Raw genomic sequence first — 20,029 nt, forward strand, 5'->3', positions numbered from 1 at the left:
GCACGAAGGTTGCCACAGGCCGTGAGACTGCTGCTATCGGCATCGGTGTTCGTAGTCGTTGAGGACCTGGACGGCTTTGGCGATCTGGGTGACCCGGTTCGGGTCGCAGCGCACCTGGTCGAGGATCGACCAGGATTTGAGCTGGGCGAACATGCGCTCGCCAGGGCCGCGGAGCCGGGCGTGCAGGCGGTTGTACTCCTTCTGCCACTCGGGCTTGTCCTTGCCCTTAATCGGCGTGACCACCAGATCGTGGTCGAGGCCGTCGTAGCCCTTGTCGCCCAGGGCGAACAGGCCGTGCTCGGCCAGCAGTCGGGGTATCTGCCAGATCCGGGCCGCAGCGGTGTCGTGGATTGAGCCGCGGATCGCTCCGGAGATCCACAACAGGTTCCCTCGTGCATCGGCGATGGCCTGCAAGTTCATGCCATGCCGCTTGTGCTTGCCGGAGTAGAACGGCCGGTCGATTTGATTGCGGTCGATGTGGATCAGGGTGCCGTCGAGGATCACGAAGGCCGCACCGGTCCGCTGCGCGTGCCGCAGGGCGTCGCGGATGCCCGGGGCCATGGCAGCGAGCAGGCTGATGGTCTCACGGGTGCGCCGCCACGCGGTCGCGGCCGAGATGCCGAAGCCGGCCGCGAGATCCCGCAGGGCTTCACCTTTGCGAAGGTAGGCGAGAGTGAGTAGAGCCTGCTGGCCGGGGTCGAGGGCCCTCCAGCGGGAGCCGATGGATTTGCGGTGGGATCGGATGAGTCGGGCAACTCGGTCGATTGTTGAGGTGGACAGCGGAAGGGCGGCAGGGTAGAACAGCAACCGGAGCTCCTGGTGGTTGTTCAGGCAGAAGTAGCATTCGCGTTCTACCAGGAGCTTCTTCCTGCTCTCATCCCACCCGATCGCTGAACATGTTGCGCTTCAACAGATCACAACCAGGATGCAACAACCTCAATATAACGAGACGATATTGAACTCAATGGGCAACCGATGTCAGTTCGCCCAATTGGCGCATTCGAGCAATTTACGAAATCGAGGTGGTGGATTCAGGCAATTGAAGAATCAGATCATGTCGGAGGTTGAAGCCAGGGCCGTGCACGAAGGTCGTAAAGGCTCCATGCATGTTGGATCATTCTTGCGGCAATCATCGTCATCGACTCTACAAGGTGCTCATTAGCGGAGATTTGTGCTCCAACTACAGTCCCCGGAAGTGGCTGTACGCCCTGACTGACAACATTCACTTGATTGATGCTAAGCATTGCCCAAGTATCCCCATGTGACACGCCACTGCAAGCTTTCCAGGAAATTACAGCTGAATCGGCCTCCAAATCTTCTACCTCTTCTGCGGCCTTGCGCACGATATTCCCGTAGCCCGGAATTCCACCGAGTACCGAGTTCTGCTGATCGTTACTGAGCCCTGCATCGATTGCCTTGGACCGCAGTCTGCTCTTACGCTCATTCAGCCAGTCGGTGGAATCATTCCCGGACAAAAGCTGACGCATCTCGGCCGAATCTTTATAGTTGGCCCATTGAAGGCGGAGGCGTCGAGCAACACGCTCATTCCTCGTGTCTCCTGATAGCATCCAAATCGCTACGCTGGCATTCTCAAGCGCGGGGCGTATCAGGGTAGGAGCACATCGATGCAAGACCTGCGCCTCTACGGTAAGATTTCTTAGCGCATGGAGATGATCCACAGCACTGGAAAGCAGTGATTTAACCGCGTGTGAAAGTTGATACGGGTCAGTCCGCCGGTCAACTTCGCCAAGGCTGCTTGTGGGAATAGGCTCTCCGAACTCAGGGGTATGTCTTTGAAGCCAGACGTCGATTGCAGCGAACACATGCCCAAGCCTGAGGTTCACGATTTCGTCGTTCGCATTGTCTCCCGAATCGGCAGAATTTCCCATGTTCTGGTTTTGCGCCATAATCCTGGTCCTCTCTCAGGTAAAGAGCGCTGCCGCCTCAGCATAGTCATCCGCCAAGGACTTAGATCGTTGAGTGAATTCAAGCTCACCTTTACTATCGCGGTCCGTCCAATACCGGCCCTTGAGCAGTCGAGCCGGGTTGCCAGAGACATCGAACACGGTTGAGCCATGATGCATATGACTCCGCGCCTCGAACCGAAGATCAGGTTTGTTTAGGTAAAGATATGAGAGCACGATTGCACCATCAGCTTCTGCAATGTTTGCTATAGCTGATGTCGATCGTGACTCGTCGGTGTAGAGCTTCACCGAGACGACAGATGCAGTTTGCCTCACCATCAAATACACCGTCTTTGGAGCTGGTCTCTCATCTGTCTCAGGATTGACCCAGAAGGAAGACAAGGTTCCCTTCCAAGTACCGCGTATACTGCGCGGAACCGTGGGTATCTTCTGCACGATGGGAATTCGCCATATCCAGATATCCCAAAGAAGATAACCGATTGTGCAAATGAACACAGCCGCAGAAAAGAACTTGATCGGACTGAGGTCCAATCGGCCGTCCTGAAACCAAGTTCCCAGTACAAAAACTGTTACGACGACCGCAGTTACTGCCCGGATTACCAGAGTTCGTTTCATGAGGAATATTCCAGGTAATTCCATGCTGCTTTTGCGAATTCACGTCCATCGGCACGGTTCCACTTTTGCTTGTCATGAAACAGGTATTTGCATTCACTCGCCTCGACCCAGCGCGCCGAGTTGTCCGTGGGTTCGGAACCCTGAAGTTCGTCCCAGATATGAACAATGACGCCACGAATAACTTCAGTCCATGTATCGCGTTTGAGGATACTGTCAGGGCAGTTGTAGACCAGGCATTCGACAAAGAATGACGGCACCTCACGATGCACCCCTGCCGCAACCATCGCGTTCTCCACTCTTTTCATGATGCGAACGGCCTTCTTGTACCGCTTTCCGGTTCGATTGTTTTTCGCGATTCCGTTTTCCAATTGTTGCGCAGGATAGTTCTTAACCGACGTACCGTCAGTCTTGAAGACCTTAGCTCCGGGTCGAACTCGACCCGATGTCATGTAATATTTGTAATTGAAGCATGGAACTACATCGGCATTTACTCGAGCTGACCCTGAATCTATTTCGAAAGCAGTCGATCCTGAACTGTCGACTTGGCCCGGAAACTTCGCTTCAAGTGCATTCTCCAATTCCGTCCTGAACTTTTCCGGAGTCCAGATTCCTGAATATGGAGTGCTGCCGGGAGGATGAGCACCTTTGCTCTCTTTATCCCAGTAGGTCAACTCATTACATTGCACAGCGATGTCAACATCACTATCTGACGTAACATTTGTATTATTTGCGTACGAACCCTTCGCATACACTGAAATAGTGCAATCCTCGAATGGCGGATGCGCGTTAACAGCATCCCGGATCATCCGCTCTGTGCGTTCCTGCTTGTCCTTCTCGGTGTAGCTGGATGGACCTGTCCAGCCGCTCAACTTATCTTCGAGACTCATCTGACCTCCTCGCCTGATTATAAATCAGAAGGGCGGATTGAACCAGCATCACGTTTAGGGCCAACACTTCACGATAAGCCCTAGCAATTCGCTTATATGCCATAGCTCCACCAGGGAGTTAACTGGCGTATCGGATCGTGCTATCTGATCCAGATCAGAGGTTGTGGCGCAGGGGACGCTGAGCCGTCGGGTCTGGCCTCGAAAGACCCCCGATTAGGTGCACAGATTCTCCTATCAGGACCCGGCAGGCGGCTGTCGGGTCCTTGTTTTGGTGGTGGGCCTTCACTGCGGCCGAGTTGGAGTCGTGGTCGATATCGCCACCTTGTCGTCGCCATCGCTTCGAGGTTGAGTGCTCGAGGCTTCGCCTCTCGAGCTCCGACCGCTGCGTTGTGCCGCGTTCGTAGGTCGACAGATTTATCAGAAGTGATAATATCAAGTCATGGATGGGATCGGGCACGCTTACGACGAGGCCAGTGGAGACTTGCGGGCGGTACTGGACTCGGCCGCGAGACTCCAGGAACTTGTCCCGGACGCGGTCTTGGTGGGCGGCTCCGCTGCGGCGCTCTATGCGGGGCACCGAGATTCGTACGACCACGACCATGTGGTCGCCGACCTCCGCGACCGGTTCGATGTCGTCCTCGAGGCGCTCGAGTCCGAAGGTGAGTGGGTCACCAACCGGGTGCGTCCGGGCAAGGTCATTCTCGGCAGTCTCGGTGACATCGAGACCGGAGTACGGCAGCTGATTCGCCGACGACCGTTGGAGACCGCCGAGATCGAGTTGGGCAGCGGCCGGCTCCTGCGGGTGCCCACGCCTGATGAGACTTTGCGGGTGAAGGCGTTCTTGATCGTTCGGCGGAACCAGACTCGGGATTATCTCGACGTCGCGGCCTTGAGCGATCGGTACGGCGTCGAATGTGCGGTGGAGGTCTTGGTCGGCATCGACGAGTACTACGCCGATCAGGGCAGCGAGGAGGAAGGGGTCCGGTCGCAGTTGATCCGCCAGCTCAGTGAGCCGCGTCCTGCGGACTTCGCGGTCACCGCCGAGCTGGATGCCTATCGCAACTTGAGCGAACGATGGACCGATTGGTCGAACGTGGTCGCTGCCTGTGGGGCGCTGGCCGAACAGATCGCGAGGGGATGAGCCGATGGCATTGCGGTTTCGCAACCTGAACGTCTCCCCGGACGACCCGGTGGACAGGTGGCCGGTCGAGGCGGTCCAGACTGCGATGGAGCGGGGCTCGGTGCGGGACTGGCGGCGATTGATCGAGGTGATCGACCGCGACCCCTGGGGCAAGACCGCCCGTCAGGTGGAGGACGTCTTGACCTACAGCCGTCCTTACGGCGTTGCGAACCTGATGGAACGAGTGCTGCAGAGCGCTAGAACCGGGGCCGAACGCGCCGAGCGCGAAGCCGTGGCCGGGAGGATCAGGCGGGCGATCGACGATTCGGGGCTGACACGCGCCGAGTTCGCCTCACGCATCGGGACCTCGGTCTCCCGCCTGTCGACCTATGCCACCGGTAAGGTCGTGCCTTCGGCGGCGCTCATGGTGCGCATTGAGCGGGTCGCCGCGGAGGCAGCTCGTCAGAAAGTCGCGAAACCAGCGCCGTGACCTGGGGTGACGGGTTCGGATAGGCCGTCGCTAGGTGCACAGACTTTCTTAAGTAGACCCGGCAGGTGACTGCCGGGTTTCTTGTTTTGATGGCCGCGGGTGCCCACGCCCGCGGAGACCTTGCGGGTGAAGGCGTTCTTGATCGTTCGGCGGAACCAGACTCGGGATTATCTCGACGTCGCGGCCTTGAGCGATCGTTACGGTGTCGAGCGCGCGGTGGAGGTCTTGGTCGGCATCGATGAATACTATGCCGATCAGGGCAGCGAAGAGGAAGGGGTCCGGTCGCAGCTGATCCGGCAGCTCAGTGAGCCGCGTCCTGCGGACTTCGCCGTCACTGCTGAGCTCGGCGCCCATCGGAACCTGAGCGAACGGTGGACCGACCGGGCCTATGCCACTGGCAAGGTCGCGCCTTCGGCGGCACTCATGGTTCGCATCGAGCGAGTCGCCGCAGGGACATCTCACGAGAAAGCCACGAAGCCAATGCCGTGACCTGCAGTGATGGGTGCAGCTTGGCCGTTGCTAGGTGCACCCGGTGCCCTCCTGCCCGAAGGTGTCACCGCAGGTCACGTCTATGCTCACCTGCCTGGTCGATCCCGAGACCGCCTTCGGTTCGCATACGGTCTCTGGGGGTCCTGCGGCGCGGCGCCGAACGCCTGCACGGCCACCGCGCCCCAATCGCGCCAGGCCGGACATGTCCGTGGAGCCCGCCCGTCGAGGAACCGGTTGATTTCATCGAGCGTCGCCGGAGCGTCCGGCAGATACGGGTGCGGCGCCCTGACCGGACAGGCATTGCGGTCCACGGGCAGCCGCCACCCGCTCGGCATGAGCGGAAGGTCGGTCGAGGCGCTGACGCTCAGCGCGCGCACTTCGTCCGGCAGCGGCCTGGAGAAGATCCGGCCGGGGCCGGACGGATCGGCGAGCGTCTCCAACGAGGCCGGGTCGTCCGGGCCGTATTCGAGGCCGACCGCCCTCCCCATCGGCCTGAGCCACCGCATCAGATCGCCCGCGACGGCGCCCGGCCCTTCCTCACCGGCCGGTGGATAGCCTAGGACGCTCTCCTGGAACGGTCCGATCAGGATTACCGCGTCCACTTCCGGGGCCATGCCCCTGGAGACGGCCAACCACAGCACCCAGGCCGAATGCGAGTGCGAGAGCACCACCAGCGGACGAGGCAGGTCCTCGACCTGCCGGGAGAAGGCGATCGCCTGCTCGATGACAGGGCGCCTGGTGTCCTCCGGGTTGAACGGCGCGCCGCTGCGGACGGGGCAGACCGAGCGCCCGCGCGGCTGCCCGTCGCCCGGCCCGGCATAGGAGTAGTGGTAGAGCTGGTCGCACGTGTAGCCCAGCCGCCTCGGGTCGAGCTCGAACACCGCGCCGTTGCCTGAAGAGGAGTTGATGCCCGACATCACCATCAGCGATCCCGCGCGCGCCTCGGGCGGCGGCGGCTGCTCGACACCGCGGGTCGCCACGAACAGCGTCGCCGCCACCACGAACACGGCCGCAGCCGCCGCCAGGCGCAACCGTCCGCCCGGCCGGGGCGGGCGCCGCAAGAGCGCCGCGGCCATCGCAGTCGTCGCCGCGGAGAGCGCGATCAGCGGAGCGATGAGCGCCGGCCACAGATGCGCCGCGGCGCCGATCGCGACCAGTGCCGCCCCGTAAGGGCCGACGATGCCGACCCGCAGACCACCGCGCCATGCCTCGGGCCAGGCCGCGCGCATCCGCGACCGGCCTCGCCACGGCAGCGCCGCCGTCATCAGCGCCAGCACCGCGACGGCGGCCACGGCCGGCCAGAACATGCGCGCGAACACCAGGGCGTGGCCGACGAAATCCGCTAGCGCGGCCGCGAGCATCGGCAGCCACAGGGCACCGTAGTACGCCGCTGCGAACCGCAGGCGCTCGCGGCTCGGCCCGCCCAGTAGGACCGCCAACGTCACGACCCGCATGCTGAACAGCCCGGCCGCAGCGGCGATGAAAGCAGGCCAAGACACGCTCATGGCCAATAGCAGCCGCATGTCGGCGAACAAGTCCAGCGGCGGCAGCGCGACCAGATGTGTCAGGCCCGGCCACCTCGGCAGGAGGCCCGCCCCCTCCGCCACGATCACCGCAACGGCGACAACGCCCAGCGGCCAGTTCCTGGCCAGGGCGGCACTCCCGTCGGAGGCTCGCGGTGCGGCACTCATCGATGGAAGCTTCCCGGCGGCCACGGGCCCCAAACGGTCACGGCTCAATCCAGAAGGTCGTCGGTGCACCGATTCTCGTATTCAGCATCCGGCAGACGGCCGCCGGGCCACTTGCAGTGATGGCGGCCTTCTCGACCGCCCGCGGCCGGATCCCATGGTCGGTCCACAGAACGAAGGCCCTGGCAACAGGGCCTCTTCTCGTATCTTTTATGGACGTTCACGGCTCCGGCGGGGTGGCGCCGAAGGGCCGCGGGGAGCCGACGAGGCAGCCGTTGGGACACCCCGCGCTTCGTCGAGAACGCCGTTGCCGAACGCGCCGCCGAGCCTTCGTGATGACCGGTCGGAGCCGGCGCCGACAAACCGTCCGCACGGCCGGCGCGGGTTTCGCCGCGCGCCCAGCGGGAACGCCGAGTGCCGGGGCCGGCGCACACCGGCCGACGCCGGCTACGACGCTGGAGGGACCGATGACCGACTTCTTTGGCCGAGGCGGGTTCGAGTACAGCCCGCTCGATGAGTTCCTGGCGCGGTTCTTCGGGGCGCCGGGCGGGCAGCGTCCTGTGCGGCGAGTGGACCTGACCAGGATGATGAGCGACCAGACCCGTGAGCTGCTGGCCGCCGCTATCCGGCAGACCATGGAGTGGGGCGGCGCCGACCTTGACACCGAGCACCTGCTGTGGGCGGCCGCGCAGCTGGATCCGACCCGGCAGCTGCTGTCCCGGGCCGGGGCCGACCCCGACGCGGTCGCCAGCGAGATCGAACGGCGGGTCCCGAAAGGGACCCAGCGGGAGCAGCCGCCCGTGCTGACGCCGGCCGCCAAGCGTGCGCTGCTCGACGCCCACCAGGTCGCCCACGCGCTGGGGTCGTCCTACATAGGCCCGGAGCACCTGCTGCTGGCGTTGGCGGCGAACGGCGAATCGGCGGCGGGCCGGCTGTTCGAGGCCCATCGCGTCTCGCCGCAGTCACTGAAGTCCGCCGCCTCGGGCCGATCCCAGCCGGCCGAGCAGCAGGCGAGCACCACGCCCACGCTCGACCGGTTCGGCCAAGACCTCACCGAGCTGGCCCGGACCGGCAGAATCGACCCGGTGATCGGCCGCGAGAATGAGATCGAGCAGACCCTCGAGGTGCTGTCGCGGCGCACCAAGAACAATCCGGTGCTCATCGGCGAGGCCGGCGTGGGCAAGACCGCGATCGTCGAGGGCATCGCACAGCGCATCGTCGACGGCGACGTGCCCGACACGATCGCCGGCCGCCGACTGGTCCAGCTCGACCTCACCGGGATGGTCGCGGGCACCCGTTATCGCGGCGACTTCGAAGAGCGGATCCAGCAGATCGTGGACGAGATCCGCGAGCACGGCGACGAGCTGATCGTGTTCATCGACGAACTGCACACCGTCGTCACCGCCGGAGCCTCCGAGGGCGCGACCGGCGCCGGGAACATGCTCAAGCCGGCGCTGGCCCGCGGGGAACTGCACGCGATCGGGGCGACCACGCTCGACGAGTACCGCAAGCACATCGAACGCGACCCGGCCCTGGAACGGCGGTTCCAGCCGATCCTGACCCCCGAACCGTCCGTGGAGGACACGATCGCGATCCTGCGGGGCCTGCGCGACAGCTATGAGGCGCACCACCAAGTGCGGTTCACCGACGAGGCGCTCACCGCCGCCGCCGAGCTGTCCGACCGCTACATCACCGACCGGTTCCTGCCCGACAAGGCGATCGACCTGATCGACCAGGCCGGGGCGCGGGTGAGGCTGCACAACCGGCGGCCCGACAGCGAACGCCGCGACCTCGAGCAGCGGCTGGAGCAGCTCGCTCGCGACAAGGACCAGGCCGTCGCCGACGAGCAGTACGAACGCGCGACTTCGCTGCGCGACGAGATCGTGTCGCTGCGGGCCCGGCTCGACGAGCTCGGCGACGGGCCGCGGCACAACGGCTTCCCCGTCGTGGACGAGGAGGCCGTCGCCGAGGTCGTCTCGCGTTCGACCGGGATCCCGGCCAGTCAGCTCACCGAGGAGGAGAAGCACCGACTGCTGCGGCTGGAGGAGCAGCTCCATCAGCGGATCGTCGGCCAGGACGAGGCCGTGCGGGCCGTGGCCGAGGCCGTGCGCCGCTCGCGGGCGGGCCTGGGCGACCCGCGGCGACCGGTCGGCAGCTTCCTGTGCCTCGGGCCCACCGGAGTGGGCAAGACCGAGCTGGCGAAGGCACTGGCGGAGGCACTGTTCGGCGACGCCGGCCGGATGATCCGCGTCGACATGAGCGAGTTCCAGGAGCGGCACACCGTCAGCCGGCTCGTCGGCGCCCCGCCCGGGTACGTCGGCTACGAGGAGGCCGGTCAGCTGACCGAGAAGGTGCGCCGCCAGCCGTACTCGGTCGTGCTGCTCGACGAGATCGAGAAGGCGCATCCGGACGTGTTCAACGCGCTGCTGCAGGTCCTCGACGACGGGCGGCTCACCGACGCGCAGGGCCGCACAGTGGACTTCAAGAACACGGTCCTCATCATGACCAGCAACCTGGGGTCGGACCTGCTCGGCTCGGCTGGGCCGGTCGGATTCACCTCGCCGCTGCCGCAGGAGGAGGGCGACTTCCGCGACCGCCTCATGCCGCGGCTGCGGGAGCACTTCCGGCCGGAGTTCCTCAACCGCATCGACGACATCATCGTATTCAGGCAACTCGATCGCGAACAGCTGCGCCACATCGCTGGACTGCTGCTGGAGGAGACGCGGCGGCGGGTCCACTCGCAGGACATCACGGTCGAGTTCACCACCGCCGCGGTGGACTGGATCGCCGAGCACGGCTTCGAGCCGGAGTTCGGGGCCCGGCCGATGCGCCGCACCATCCAGCGCGAGGTCGACAACGAACTGTCGATGATGCTGCTGCGCGGCCGGCTCGACCCGGGCCAGCGGGTCACGGTCGACCGCGAGGGCGATGCCCTGGCCTTCGACATCACCGACAGCGAGCCCGCCAACGCCTGACCGCCACCGCGCGGGTCGTGGGGTTGTCCAAGCGCGCTATCCGTGCCTCGGCGTGCGTTGACGCCGAGGCACGGATAGCGCCGTCAGTGCGCTGACTGCTGCTCGATCGCCTCAGTCGCAGCGCTTCCAGGCGAAGTGATAGACGGTCGCGATGTTTCCGTCCGTCGAGTCCATCGCCATGAAGCTCTTCCGGGAGGCGTCGTCGCCTGCGTTCACCCGGAGTTCGGCGTTGATGTTGAGGTTCCGTTGCTCGCCACATGGCTTGTAGACGAGTTCCTGCACGGAGGATCTATCGGTGAACTGCCAGTTGTCGCTGTACGGTCCGTCCAACTTGTGGGTGGAGCTGGTGGTCGCAGAGCTCCCGCTGAAGTAGTAGCTCGCCTTCTGCATGCCGGAGGCGCCGCGCTCGAGGTGCGCGAAGCCGCGGTAGTCGGCCTTCGCGATCGCGTAGGTGAAGCCCGACGGAATGTTGACGACCAGGTTGAGTTGGCAGTTCTTACGGAAGTCGACGGTGTCGGCGTTGCCCCCGGCCTCGGCCAGGAACCGGCTGTAGGTCACGGTGAAGGCGGTGTTGTCGCTGTTGACCGCGACAGCGGCGGTGCCGCGCGGGCAACCGGAGCCGTTGACGGTGGCGACGTCGACGGTGATCTTTCCGCTGGGGGCGCTGGTGGCGACGGCGTCAGCCTGCGCGGGACCGGACAGCAAGAGCGCAGCCAGGCTGAGGGCCCCGGCGAACATTGGAATCTTTCGGAAGACTTTCATTTTGATCGCTTTCTGGGCTATGGCCATCAATGTCGGTGGCACTGGGGTTAGGAGACCGGAGGGCCCGCGCCACTGAATCGCAGGGCGGAAGCGCTCCCATTCAATTCGCGAGGGGGTCGGTCGGTAACCCCATATATACCCATAAGGAACTAATTCGTCAAGGAGTAATGAAAAGTTCATATCAGATTGAACAGGGAGAGAGGAATGCAAACAGTGCTGTCGACGTGCATACTGTTCGATCAGGTAGCAGTGAGACACGGTTGAACGAGCCCGGTCGAGCAGCGGAGCGACCGGCCGATATGCGCGGCTTCGAGGAACGTCGGTTCGCCTCGAGCCCTCCTATAGTGGGAGGTACCTACGACAAGGGGGTAAGCCGATGGGCTTGCTGGACAAGTTCAATGAGCTGAAGGACATGGTCACCGGAGCGGCCGAGGACGTCAAGGGGCAGGCCGGGGAGATGTTGGGCGGAGCGGTGGCCGTGCCGTTCGATGAGCAGGCGGACGAGGTCGCGCAGCAGGCCGAGGAGGCCGTGCAGGGCGCGGACGAGTTCGGTCAGAACGTCGAGGATCAGACGCACGGAGCCGCCGAGGACTTCAAGAACGAGCACGGCTTGTGACATCGAGTCGCAAGCGGTGAGCATCGGGCGGGCGGCGCGGACGAGCCGCCCGCCCCGCGCGGGTGCAAGTCGCGGAACGCGACAAGCCCGGCCTGTATCTCGCCTACGAGTAGGCAAACCCCGAAGTTCGGTGCGACTCGCGGCTTCGCGTGCGCGAAGCCGCGGCAGACGCTCAGTCGACGAACTCGACCTCGTGGTCGATGTCGATTCCCGCCGCTTCCAGCTCCATTCGGAACAGCACGGCCGAGGCCGGATCGTCCGGGGCGAGATTCCCCGGAGGCTCGTCGACGGCGAGGGCCTTCCCCTCGGCGTTCACCGGCTCCTCTGGACCGGTCCACGGCGCCCGCGGCGTGTACGCTCCATACTCGCGTAGTCGCCGCCGCAATCCCGATGAGCGGCGTCGACTCTCGAACGTTCGGCGCCGCTCGTGCGTGGAGTACTGGTATCCGGGAGGTCGCGAGGTCGGACGGGTCTCCCAGCGCCGGTCGCCTAATATGCTCGATTGGCGAGTTTTCAGCTCGCTGCCGTGAGGACCGCTGAACGGCCCGTCCCGCCGGCGCCGTCGTAGCGCCGCCGAAATGGAGAACCATATGCCCGTCGCACTCGTGTCCGGCGCTTCCCGCGGCCTCGGCGCCGCCATCGCCCACCGCCTTGCCGACGACGGCTTCGCCGTCGCGGTCAACTACGCGGCCAGTCGCACCAAAGCCGACCAGGTCGTCGCCGACATCCGGGCGGCGGGCGGCACCGCCGAGTCCTTCGGCGCGGACGTCACCGATGAGACCGCCGTCGCAGACCTGGCCGAGCGGGTCCGGTCGACGCTGGGACCGGTGGAGGTCCTGGTGTGCAACGCGACCGGGCCGCAGCCGGAGACTCCCGTCGACCGCCTCGCCTGGCGCGACCATCTCGACCAGCTGGAGTTCTTCGTCAAGAGCCCCACGCTGCTGCTGCGCTCCGTGCTGGCGGACATGCGGGCGGCAGGGAGCGGGCGAGTGATCCAGATCGGCTCCGACATGTTCGAACGGGCGCTGCCCGGACATTCGGCGTACGTGGCGGCGAAGGGCGCGCAGTGGGGCCTGACCCGTTCGTGGGCCCGCGAACTCGGCGCCGACGGCATCACCGTCAACCTCATCGCGCCCGGTTGGGTGCCGGTCGAGCGGCACGGTGACCTCACCGATGCCGACCTGGCAGATTACGTCTCCGACGTGCCGATGGGCCGCATCGGAGTCCCCGCCGACGTGGCCGCCGCCGTCTCCTATCTCGCTTCCGAGGCGGCCGCATTCGTCACCGGACAGCGGATCACCGTCAACGGCGGCCACAACATGGACTGAGGACTCCTGCGGATGCGAAGACTCCCCTCGTCATTCGCATCCGACTCCATCGCCGTCTCGGTCCAGGTGGCGGCCGTATCCGGGATCGCCCTCCCTGACTGGCGCGGCGCCCGCCTCCCGAGCGGCGTCGCAGTTCTCGTACTCGACCGAACCGCTGTCGCTCTCTTCATCCTGAGTCTCCGTCGGAGGGGCGCTCGGTTCGTCGGTGTCCGCTTCCTCGTCGGCGGGCTCGTCCGATCGAGAGTCGAGCTCCGACTCCAGTCTCGCGAGTTCATCGGCTCGGGCGTCCAGCTCTGATTCGAGCTCTGCGAGTTCTTCGGCGCGGGCATCGAGATCGGACTGCAGTTCCTCCATGTCCTCTTCTCGGTCGTCGAGTGTCGATTCACGCCGGTCGAGATCCGTCTCCCGTTCGTCGAGAGCGGCCTCGCGCTCGTCGAGCTCATCGATCACCGAGTCGCGTTCCTCGATTCGGCCTTCCAACTCTTCGATCTCGTCCTGGTACGTCTTGAACTCTTGGGATGCCGCGGCGTTGTCCGCCTCGAGCTCGTACAGCCGGTCTTGGGATTGGCGCGACAGCGCGGAACCGAGTATCACTCCCAGGGCCAGCACCATGATGCCGGTGACCGCGAGGAACCCTCTGAACAGAATCGGCTCGGTACGGACATTGCTCGCATATTTCCGCAAGCCCCTCGGGGCAGGTGGTGTTTGTTTCATTTTCTTGCTCTGCGCTTCCGCATTGATTGAATGACGGAATTTCTTATTGGAACTCCTACTCTGAGATTAGCGTCACACCTGCAGTTTTCGGCGTGGAATCGGGGTTCGTCGTGTAGCCGATTCGGTGCTCACGTCGGCGCGCGTCAGCGGACGGCATCCCCACGAGCCGGAGCTTTGAGCAAGCGCGCGATAAGCCCGATCAGGTCAGAGTTCGGCGAGTCGCTGCTTCAGGAGGGATCGTTCGGCGGAGTTGTCGGTGCGGGCGAGGGCCTCCCGGTAGGCCTCGGCCGCCTCGTCCGGTCGGTCCGAACGGCGGAGCAGGTCGGCTCTGACGGCATGGAACAGGTGGTGGCCGTCGAGATCGAGCCGGTCCACGTCTTCGAGCGCGGCGCGCGGGCCGTCCACCTCGGCGACGGCGACTGCGCGGTGGAGCGCCACGATCGGCGTCGGCGTGAAGGCCATCAGCTGGTCGTAGAGTTCGACGATCTGCCTCCAGTCGGTCTCCGCCACCGAGGCCGCGTCGCTGTGCACCGCGTTGACGGCCGCCTGGATCTGGTACGGGCCCGGCATGTCGCGCCGCAGGCAGGCCCGCACCATCGCTTGGCCCTCGGCTATCCGGGCGCGGTCCCAGCGGGACCGGTCCTGGTCGGCCAGGAGGATCAGTTCGCCGTCGGCGCCGGTGCGCGCCTCGCGCCGAGCGTCGACCAGCAGCATGAGCGCCAGCAGTCCGGCGGGCTCGGGCTCGTCCGGCATGAGCTCGACCAGCACCCGGGCGAGCCGGATCGCCTCGTCGCACAGCTCGCCGCGCCCCAGCCCGTCCCCGGCGGTCGAGATGTAACCCTCGTTGAAGATCAGGTAGAGCACCGCCATCACGGTCCGCAGCCGGTCCGGCAGGTCGGCGTCGCGGGGCACCCGGTAGGGGATCCCGGCGTCTCGGATCTTGCCCTTGGCCCGCACCAGGCGCTGGGCCATGGTCGATTCCTTGGCCATGAACGCCCGGGCGATCTCGGCGGTGGTGAGTCCGCCGATCAGGCGAAGCGTCAGCGCCACCCGCGAGGCCGGGGCCAGCGCGGGGTGGCAGCAGGTGAAGATCAACCGCAGTCGTTCGTCCGGCACGGCGCCCTCCTCCGGTGGTGGTTCGGTCGACCGCAGGAGCGCGGCCTCTCCATGTTTGCGGTCGCGGGCGCTCTCGCGGCGGTGCCGGTCGATCGCCCGGTTCCTGGCGGTCGTGATGATCCACCCCGCCGGGCGCGGCGGCACGCCGTCGGCGGGCCATCTGCGGAGCGCTTCCGCGAAGGCCTCTTGGACGGCGTCCTGCGCGAGGTCGATGTCGCCGATCGCGCGCACCAGCACCGATACCGCACGGCCGTATTCGGCGCGGAAGATCTCGCCGATCCGTGCGGTGTCGGGCCCGGGGACGTTCGACACTCAGCCGGGGGCCTCTCCTTGGAACGGGCGGACCTCGATCGGCAGGCCGGTCGCGCGGGCGACCTTGTCGGCCCAGCCCAGGGCGGCGTCCAGGTCCGGTGCGGCGAGGATCGTGATGCCGCCGAGGTGCTCCTTGCCTTCGGTGAAGGGCCCGTCGGTGATGAGCGTGTCGCCGTCGCTGTGGCGGACGACGGTGGCGGTGCTCGGCTCGTGCAGGCCGTTGCCGAAGACCCAGGCGCCTTCGCGGCGCATCTCGGCGTTGACCTCGTCGAGTTCCCGCATGATCCGCTCGAGGGCCTCGGGCGGTGGCGGCGGGCCGCCGGGCTGGTAGATCGAGAGCAGGTACTGCTTCATCGGCTGCCGCCTCCCTGGGGCCGGTACGTCGCGATCACCACACCAGTCGTGGTGGTGATGCTATCAACCAGGTCCATTTCGATGCGCCGTTCCGACCGGTCGAACAGCCGCCGGCCCGTGCCGAGAACGACCGGGTGGATCATGAGCACGAATTCGTCGATGAGCCGCTCGTCCATGAGCGTCCCGATCAGGTCGCCGCTGCCCATGACGGTGACGTCCGGGCCGGGCCGCCGCTTGAGGTCGGCGACGCCCGGCGTGCCGTCGAGCAGGATGGAGTGCCGCCACGGCAAGGGCTCGCGGAGCGTCGTGGAGGCGACGTACTTCTCGGTCCGTTCCAGGACCTCGGTGTACGGGTTGTCCTGCTGCTTCGGCCAGTAGGAGGCGAAATCCTCGTAGGTGCGCCTCCCCAGCAGCAGCGGTCCGCCCTCGGCCATCCGCTTGCCGAGGAAGTCGCCCATGACCTGGTCGTGTCCCGCCGCGGCCCAGCCGCCGGCGTCGAAGTCCCCGCGGGTGTCCTCGTCGGGTCGGCCGGGCGCCTGCATGACGCCGTCGAGGGTGAGGTGGTTGATGACGTTGATCTTGCGCATGTTCATACGAACGGGCCCGGGCGGTATCGACATCGTCGCCGCGGAGATTTTCGGCGATGCTCGGTTTCAGGCTCGGCCGCTCCCCGTCAGCTCGCCGCCAGTGCCGCGAAGATCCGGTCGTAGTTGCCCTCGACTTCCGCGTAGCGGAGCGGCTTGACGCGGTCGACCAGGATCTGCCGCGCGTCCGGCCGGGTCTCGAGCAGGTGCATGGTCTCCGAGGCGAACTCGTCGAGCGGCATGGCGTGGTCGCTGTCGGTCCGCTCGCCCATCAGCGATGTCCGGGTGAGCGGCGGGGCGATCTCGATGACCTGCACCGAGGTCTCGCGCAACTGCTCGCGCAGTGACTCGGTGTAGGAGTGGACGGCGGCCTTGGTGGCGCTGTAGGTCGGCGTGGCCGCGAGCGGCACGTAGGCCAGGCCGGAGGTCACGGTGAGGATCGCGGCGTCCTCCCGTTCGGTGAGGTGGGGCGCGAACGTGTGCACCAGGCGGATCGGGCCGAGCAGGTTGGTCGCGATCGCGCGTTCGGCGGTCTCGATGGACTCCGGGTCCAGCACGTTCTCGCCTTCCATGATCCCGGCCATCGCGACGAGCACGTTGAGCTCGGGGTGCGCGGCGGTGACGTCGGTGAACAGGCGCTGGACGGATTCGGCGTCGGTGATGTCGACCGGTTCGGCTTCGATGCCCGCGTGCTCGGCGGTGATCTGGTCGAGCAGCCGCCGGCGCCGTCCGGCGATGATCACCTGGTTGCCGGCCTTGTGGAACCGCAGGGCGAGTTCGAGGCCGATGCCGGAGGTGCCTCCGACGATGAGGACGGTGTTGCCTGAGATCTTCATGTGCTGGTCTCCTCTGGGATCGGCGACCGTGATGCGGCCGTCGCGTGTTATCACCGATAACAATACACCGTTCTCAGCGGAATGCAACCGGCTTTATCAAGCACCTGTTATCGTCGATACGTGAGCGAACGAGACGAGGTACGGCAGCGGATCGTGGACGCGGCGGCGAAGCTGCTCGAATCCCACGGCCGCGACGGCGTCACCACCCGCGCCGTCAGCGCCGCCGCCGGCGTCCAGCCCCCGACGATCTACCGCCTGTTCCACGACATGAGCGGCCTGCTCGACGCCGTGGCCGCCAGCGGATTCGAGTCCTACCTGGCCGAGAAGCACGGCCTGCGGCTCACCGACGACCCGGTCGACGACCTGCGCGCCGGATGGGACCTCCACGTCCGCTTCGGGCTCGAGCACCCGGGCCACTACCTGCTGATGTACGGGCGGCCCGACCCCGCGCGCCAAACCGAGGCCACGCAGCTGGCCATGCGGCGGCTACTCCTGCTGGTCGAACGCGTCGCCGAGGCCGGCAGGCTCGCCGTGAGCGTCCTCACCGCCGCGCGCATGATCCGCGCCGCCGGCACCGGAGTGACGCTCAGTCTCATCGGCACGCCCCCCGAGGACCGCGACCCCGACCTGTCGCGCCGCCTCCGCGAGGCCACGATCGGCGCCATCACGGGTGCACCGGCCGCCGAAGCGCCCGACTTCGCCGCCCGCGCCGCCGGACTAAAAGCCGTGCTCGGAGACGCCGAGCACCTCGTCTCGGCCGGTGAACGGGCCCTCCTCGGCGAACTGCTCGACCGGCTCGCCGACGCGCCCCGCTAAACCGCGCGACTTCCGGCGGGGGAGCAGCAGCAACAGCGCCAACAGCAGCGGGATCGGCAGCAGGAAGGCCGTCCGCAGTTCGATCACCGTGTCCAGCCAGCCCAGGACCGCGGGCGCCGACAGGATCGCCGTGCCCGAAGCCAGCGAGCCGATCGACGCGGAGTGGCGCGCCGACAGGTTCGGCACGTGCACCAACTGCGCCAGCATGATCGGATACAGCAGCGAGATCCCCAGGCTCGAGACCAGCACCCCGGCCGCCACGATCGGCGCCGAATCGCCCGCGAACACGATCCCGGTGCCGACCATCGCCCCCAACGACGCGAACGAGGCCGCCCCCGGCCTGGCGGCCAGACGATGCCCCAGCAGCCTGCCGGCCGCCATGCCGATCGGGAACGCGGTGCTCAACGCCGCCGCGGTCCCCAGCGACGCACCCGTGTCGACCAGCCGCGCCGCCGCCCAGACCACGAAGCAGAACTCGGCGGCCACCGCCAGCACGATGCGCAGTCCGCCCACCGCCGCCGGACCCGCGGCCGGACGCGACCCGTCGGACGGCGGCGGTGCCGGAGCCGACACCGCGCGCCTCGCGGCGACCGCCACCAGGATCGGCACCGGGACCAGCATCGCCAACCGCCCCGGCTGCCCCAGGTGCTCCAGCAGACCGAACGTGAGCGGGGCCGACACGCCGGCGGCGCTGGCCGCGCCCACCGTCCTGGTCAGCCGCCGCGCCGCGCCGGGGCCGCTCAACAGCACCGGAGTGACCAGCACGATCGCCGCGCAGCCCAGTCCGACCAACGCCGAACCCAGACCCACGAGCGCCAGCACGGGACTGACCGCCATCGCCGCCGATCCCACCGCCATCGCCAGCGCCGCCGCCCGCAGGACCCGCCCGGCGCCCCACCGCAGCACGGTCGGCCCGGCGACCGCCGCCAGCAGCAGCCCCACGCCGAAGGTCGAGGTGAGCCAGACCAGCTGCGCGCGCGGGCGCCCCAACTCATCGGCGATCGTCGCCAGGTACGGACCGAAGGACGCGACCATGAACCCCAGCGAGAGCTGCGCCCCGCCGAGGACGCGGTCGACCGCCCTGGCCTCGTCCGCCGTCTCCGGCTCGAGGTCGACGCCGGTCATGATCGTGCGCCGCCGGTGAGGGCGGCTCCCGCATTGCGGTAACTTCGCATGGCACCACCGTAGATCAAATAAACTCGTATGGCGAGAATAAACCTGGGAGGCGGGCAGTGCAAGCTGATTCCAGAGTGGGCCGCGCCGAAGCGGCGCGCTGGCTCGGTGCCCTTGACATGCTGCGCCTGGTCCGCTCCCGGCCCGGCATCACGCGAGCCGAGGCGTCCCGAGAACTCGGCATCGCCAGCGGCTCGGCCACCGAGATCTGTGCCCGCCTGCGCGAACTGGAACTGCTGTCCGAGCGCCCCGCGCCCCCGGCCGGACGGGGCCGGCCCACCTCCACGCTCCACGCCCATCCGCGCGGGCCGCTGGCGGTCGCGGTCGACATCAGGCAGTCCGACTGGCGCGTGGCCGTCGCCGACCTCGAAGGCCGCTTCACCGACCACGCGGCCGGAAAACACCGGGACCGCCGTCCGGCGGCGGTCGTCGCGGACCTGCGCGAAGCCGTCGGCGCCCTGGCCGGACGGCACGGCCGCCGCCTGCGCGCGGTGTCGGTGTCCGCCACTGCCACCGTGCGCCGCGACCGGATCGCCCAGGCCAGCGTCCTCGGCTGGGAGGACGTCGAGATCCCGCCGCTGCTCGACTCGCTCCCGCAGCGGGTCTCCAACGACGCCAACCTCGCCGGCCTGGCCGAGGCCCGGCGCTCCCGCCCCGGCCGCACCGTCCTCTACCTGCACATCGAGGTCGGCATCGGCGGCGTCTTCGTCGACGGCGGACGCGCGTCGACCGGAGCGACCGGGGCCGGGGGCGAGTTCGGCCACCTGCCGTTCGGCGACCCGGCAGTCGCCTGCCCCTGCGGCACCCGCGGCTGCTGGGACGTGGCCGTCGACGGTCGCGCCATGGCGCGCCTGCGGGGGCACGCCGAGCCCGACGATCCCCGCGCCTACGCCGTCGCCACCATGGCCGACCCCGCTCCGGACGCGCGCGCCGCCGTCCGAGCGTGCGCGACCACCCTCGGGCGCGGCATCGCCGGCCTGGTCAACGCGCTCGACCCTGAGGTGGTGGCGCTCGGCGGCCTGGCCTCGTCGCTGCTCGAAAAGCTCCCGGAGACGGTCCAGGAGGCCTACCACGCCGGCCTGATGCGGTTCCGCCGCGCCGAACCGCCGGCCCTGGTGCCCTCCACGCTCGGCGCCGACGGCCCGCTGCTCGGCGCGGCCGAGGTCGCCTTCGACGGGATTCTCACCGAAGAAGGCTTGGCGCAGTGGGAGCGGGAGCGGCGAGGGTAG

The 20,029-nt window shown here is 66.9% G+C and carries 21 protein-coding genes; 8 read left to right on the forward strand and 13 right to left on the reverse strand.

Annotated features, from left to right (window positions below; all coding sequences use genetic code 11):
• Positions 1-33 precede the first annotated feature (33 nt).
• From ACYVL2_RS09990 to ACYVL2_RS10005, 4 genes are all read right to left on the reverse strand, one after another.
• Entirely contained in the window at positions 34-807 is a 774-nt protein-coding gene (locus ACYVL2_RS09990) for a transposase family protein (protein ID WP_460542750.1), read from the reverse strand.
• A gap of 245 nt (positions 808-1,052) precedes the next feature.
• Positions 1,053-1,907, reverse strand: a complete 855-nt coding sequence (locus tag ACYVL2_RS09995; protein WP_460542752.1) for a hypothetical protein — start codon at positions 1,905-1,907, stop codon at positions 1,053-1,055.
• Positions 1,908-1,922: 15 nt separating this feature from the next.
• Positions 1,923-2,540, reverse strand: coding sequence for a Cap15 family cyclic dinucleotide receptor domain-containing protein (locus ACYVL2_RS10000; protein ID WP_460542754.1), 618 nt, complete (start codon positions 2,538-2,540; stop codon positions 1,923-1,925).
• On the reverse strand, positions 2,537-3,427 hold the full coding sequence (locus ACYVL2_RS10005; RefSeq protein ID WP_460542756.1) for a nucleotidyltransferase domain-containing protein: 891 nt from the start codon (positions 3,425-3,427) through the stop codon (positions 2,537-2,539). The genes ACYVL2_RS10000 and ACYVL2_RS10005 overlap by 4 nt, the downstream gene beginning before the upstream one ends.
• 439 nt (positions 3,428-3,866) lie before the next feature.
• Between ACYVL2_RS10005 and ACYVL2_RS10010 the strand changes: the two genes are divergently transcribed.
• From ACYVL2_RS10010 to ACYVL2_RS10020, 3 genes are all read left to right on the forward strand, one after another.
• Positions 3,867-4,568: a hypothetical protein gene (locus ACYVL2_RS10010; RefSeq protein ID WP_460542758.1), complete on the forward strand. Its 702-nt coding sequence runs from the start codon at positions 3,867-3,869 to the stop codon at positions 4,566-4,568.
• A gap of 4 nt (positions 4,569-4,572) precedes the next feature.
• Complete coding sequence (locus ACYVL2_RS10015) at positions 4,573-5,037, forward strand: helix-turn-helix domain-containing protein (RefSeq protein ID WP_460542760.1); 465 nt, start codon at positions 4,573-4,575, stop codon at positions 5,035-5,037.
• A gap of 126 nt (positions 5,038-5,163) precedes the next feature.
• Entirely contained in the window at positions 5,164-5,526 is a 363-nt protein-coding gene (locus ACYVL2_RS10020; RefSeq protein ID WP_460542762.1) for a hypothetical protein, read from the forward strand.
• Positions 5,527-5,612: 86 nt separating this feature from the next.
• On the opposite strand, the gene ACYVL2_RS10025 is transcribed toward ACYVL2_RS10020, so the two are convergent.
• Entirely contained in the window at positions 5,613-7,217 is a 1,605-nt protein-coding gene (locus ACYVL2_RS10025) for a hypothetical protein (protein WP_460542764.1), read from the reverse strand.
• Between the two features lie 464 nt (positions 7,218-7,681).
• Here ACYVL2_RS10025 and ACYVL2_RS10030 point away from each other — a divergent pair, with 464 nt between their 5' ends.
• Positions 7,682-10,189, forward strand: a complete 2,508-nt coding sequence (locus ACYVL2_RS10030; protein ID WP_460542766.1) for an ATP-dependent Clp protease ATP-binding subunit — start codon at positions 7,682-7,684, stop codon at positions 10,187-10,189.
• Between the two features lie 111 nt (positions 10,190-10,300).
• On the opposite strand, the gene ACYVL2_RS10035 is transcribed toward ACYVL2_RS10030, so the two are convergent.
• Positions 10,301-10,951 carry a DUF4360 domain-containing protein gene (locus ACYVL2_RS10035; protein WP_460542768.1) on the reverse strand — a complete coding sequence of 217 codons (651 nt, stop codon included), beginning with the start codon at positions 10,949-10,951 and terminating at the stop codon, positions 10,301-10,303.
• 376 nt (positions 10,952-11,327) lie between these two features.
• On the opposite strand from ACYVL2_RS10035, the gene ACYVL2_RS10040 reads away from it, so the two are divergent.
• Positions 11,328-11,567: a hypothetical protein gene (locus tag ACYVL2_RS10040; protein ID WP_460542770.1), complete on the forward strand. Its 240-nt coding sequence runs from the start codon at positions 11,328-11,330 to the stop codon at positions 11,565-11,567.
• Positions 11,568-11,739: 172 nt separating this feature from the next.
• Here ACYVL2_RS10040 and ACYVL2_RS10045 read toward each other — a convergent pair whose 3' ends face one another.
• Positions 11,740-11,883 (reverse strand): hypothetical protein, encoded by a 144-nt coding sequence (locus tag ACYVL2_RS10045; RefSeq protein ID WP_460542772.1) that lies wholly within the window; start codon positions 11,881-11,883, stop codon positions 11,740-11,742.
• Positions 11,884-12,157: 274 nt separating this feature from the next.
• Here ACYVL2_RS10045 and ACYVL2_RS10050 point away from each other — a divergent pair, with 274 nt between their 5' ends.
• A complete protein-coding gene (locus ACYVL2_RS10050; protein ID WP_460542774.1) occupies positions 12,158-12,895 on the forward strand; it encodes a Rossmann-fold NAD(P)-binding domain-containing protein in 738 nt (245 codons plus the stop codon).
• Positions 12,896-12,925: 30 nt separating this feature from the next.
• On the opposite strand, the gene ACYVL2_RS10055 is transcribed toward ACYVL2_RS10050, so the two are convergent.
• From ACYVL2_RS10055 to ACYVL2_RS10075, 5 genes are all read right to left on the reverse strand, one after another.
• Positions 12,926-13,579 carry an excalibur calcium-binding domain-containing protein gene (locus tag ACYVL2_RS10055; RefSeq protein ID WP_460542776.1) on the reverse strand — a complete coding sequence of 218 codons (654 nt, stop codon included), beginning with the start codon at positions 13,577-13,579 and terminating at the stop codon, positions 12,926-12,928.
• 234 nt (positions 13,580-13,813) lie between these two features.
• Positions 13,814-15,037, reverse strand: coding sequence for an RNA polymerase sigma factor (locus ACYVL2_RS10060; RefSeq protein ID WP_460542778.1), 1,224 nt, complete (start codon positions 15,035-15,037; stop codon positions 13,814-13,816).
• On the reverse strand, positions 15,038-15,391 hold the full coding sequence (locus ACYVL2_RS10065) for a YciI family protein (protein WP_460542780.1): 354 nt from the start codon (positions 15,389-15,391) through the stop codon (positions 15,038-15,040).
• Positions 15,388-15,978, reverse strand: a complete 591-nt coding sequence (locus ACYVL2_RS10070) for a dihydrofolate reductase family protein (protein ID WP_460542782.1) — start codon at positions 15,976-15,978, stop codon at positions 15,388-15,390. Before ACYVL2_RS10070 ends, ACYVL2_RS10065 begins: the two co-directional genes overlap by 4 nt.
• An 86-nt stretch (positions 15,979-16,064) precedes the next feature.
• Complete coding sequence (locus tag ACYVL2_RS10075) at positions 16,065-16,811, reverse strand: SDR family oxidoreductase (protein ID WP_460542784.1); 747 nt, start codon at positions 16,809-16,811, stop codon at positions 16,065-16,067.
• 120 nt (positions 16,812-16,931) lie between these two features.
• On the opposite strand from ACYVL2_RS10075, the gene ACYVL2_RS10080 reads away from it, so the two are divergent.
• Complete coding sequence (locus ACYVL2_RS10080) at positions 16,932-17,627, forward strand: TetR/AcrR family transcriptional regulator (protein ID WP_460542786.1); 696 nt, start codon at positions 16,932-16,934, stop codon at positions 17,625-17,627.
• Here the strand turns inward: ACYVL2_RS10080 and ACYVL2_RS10085 are convergent.
• Positions 17,529-18,752 carry an MFS transporter gene (locus tag ACYVL2_RS10085; RefSeq protein ID WP_460542788.1) on the reverse strand — a complete coding sequence of 408 codons (1,224 nt, stop codon included), beginning with the start codon at positions 18,750-18,752 and terminating at the stop codon, positions 17,529-17,531. The two genes, ACYVL2_RS10080 and ACYVL2_RS10085, sit on opposite strands and share 99 nt — an antisense overlap.
• A gap of 107 nt (positions 18,753-18,859) precedes the next feature.
• On the opposite strand from ACYVL2_RS10085, the gene ACYVL2_RS10090 reads away from it, so the two are divergent.
• The gene (locus ACYVL2_RS10090) at positions 18,860-20,029 is read left to right on the forward strand and encodes an ROK family transcriptional regulator (protein WP_460542790.1); all 1,170 of its coding nucleotides are present in this window, start codon (positions 18,860-18,862) and stop codon (positions 20,027-20,029) included.

Source organism: Glycomyces halotolerans (assembly GCF_054779575.1).

Excerpts from the sequence above, each read along its gene's own strand:
- ACYVL2_RS10030 (WP_460542766.1), top strand. The coding sequence starts at position 7,682 with ATGACCGACTTCTTTGGCCGAGGCGGGTTCGAGTACAGCCCGCTCGAT.
- ACYVL2_RS10070 (WP_460542782.1), bottom strand. The coding sequence starts at position 15,978 with ATGCGCAAGATCAACGTCATCAACCACCTCACCCTCGACGGCGTCATG.
- ACYVL2_RS10000 (WP_460542754.1), bottom strand. The coding sequence starts at position 2,540 with ATGAAACGAACTCTGGTAATCCGGGCAGTAACTGCGGTCGTCGTAACA.
- ACYVL2_RS10010 (WP_460542758.1), top strand. The coding sequence starts at position 3,867 with ATGGATGGGATCGGGCACGCTTACGACGAGGCCAGTGGAGACTTGCGG.
- ACYVL2_RS10025 (WP_460542764.1), bottom strand. The coding sequence starts at position 7,217 with ATGAGTGCCGCACCGCGAGCCTCCGACGGGAGTGCCGCCCTGGCCAGG.
- ACYVL2_RS10040 (WP_460542770.1), top strand. The coding sequence starts at position 11,328 with ATGGGCTTGCTGGACAAGTTCAATGAGCTGAAGGACATGGTCACCGGA.
- ACYVL2_RS10005 (WP_460542756.1), bottom strand. The coding sequence starts at position 3,427 with ATGAGTCTCGAAGATAAGTTGAGCGGCTGGACAGGTCCATCCAGCTAC.
- ACYVL2_RS10035 (WP_460542768.1), bottom strand. The coding sequence starts at position 10,951 with ATGAAAGTCTTCCGAAAGATTCCAATGTTCGCCGGGGCCCTCAGCCTG.
- ACYVL2_RS09995 (WP_460542752.1), bottom strand. The coding sequence starts at position 1,907 with ATGGCGCAAAACCAGAACATGGGAAATTCTGCCGATTCGGGAGACAAT.
- ACYVL2_RS10075 (WP_460542784.1), bottom strand. The coding sequence starts at position 16,811 with ATGAAGATCTCAGGCAACACCGTCCTCATCGTCGGAGGCACCTCCGGC.
- ACYVL2_RS10050 (WP_460542774.1), top strand. The coding sequence starts at position 12,158 with ATGCCCGTCGCACTCGTGTCCGGCGCTTCCCGCGGCCTCGGCGCCGCC.
- ACYVL2_RS10065 (WP_460542780.1), bottom strand. The coding sequence starts at position 15,391 with ATGAAGCAGTACCTGCTCTCGATCTACCAGCCCGGCGGCCCGCCGCCA.
- ACYVL2_RS10015 (WP_460542760.1), top strand. The coding sequence starts at position 4,573 with ATGGCATTGCGGTTTCGCAACCTGAACGTCTCCCCGGACGACCCGGTG.
- ACYVL2_RS10085 (WP_460542788.1), bottom strand. The coding sequence starts at position 18,752 with ATGACCGGCGTCGACCTCGAGCCGGAGACGGCGGACGAGGCCAGGGCG.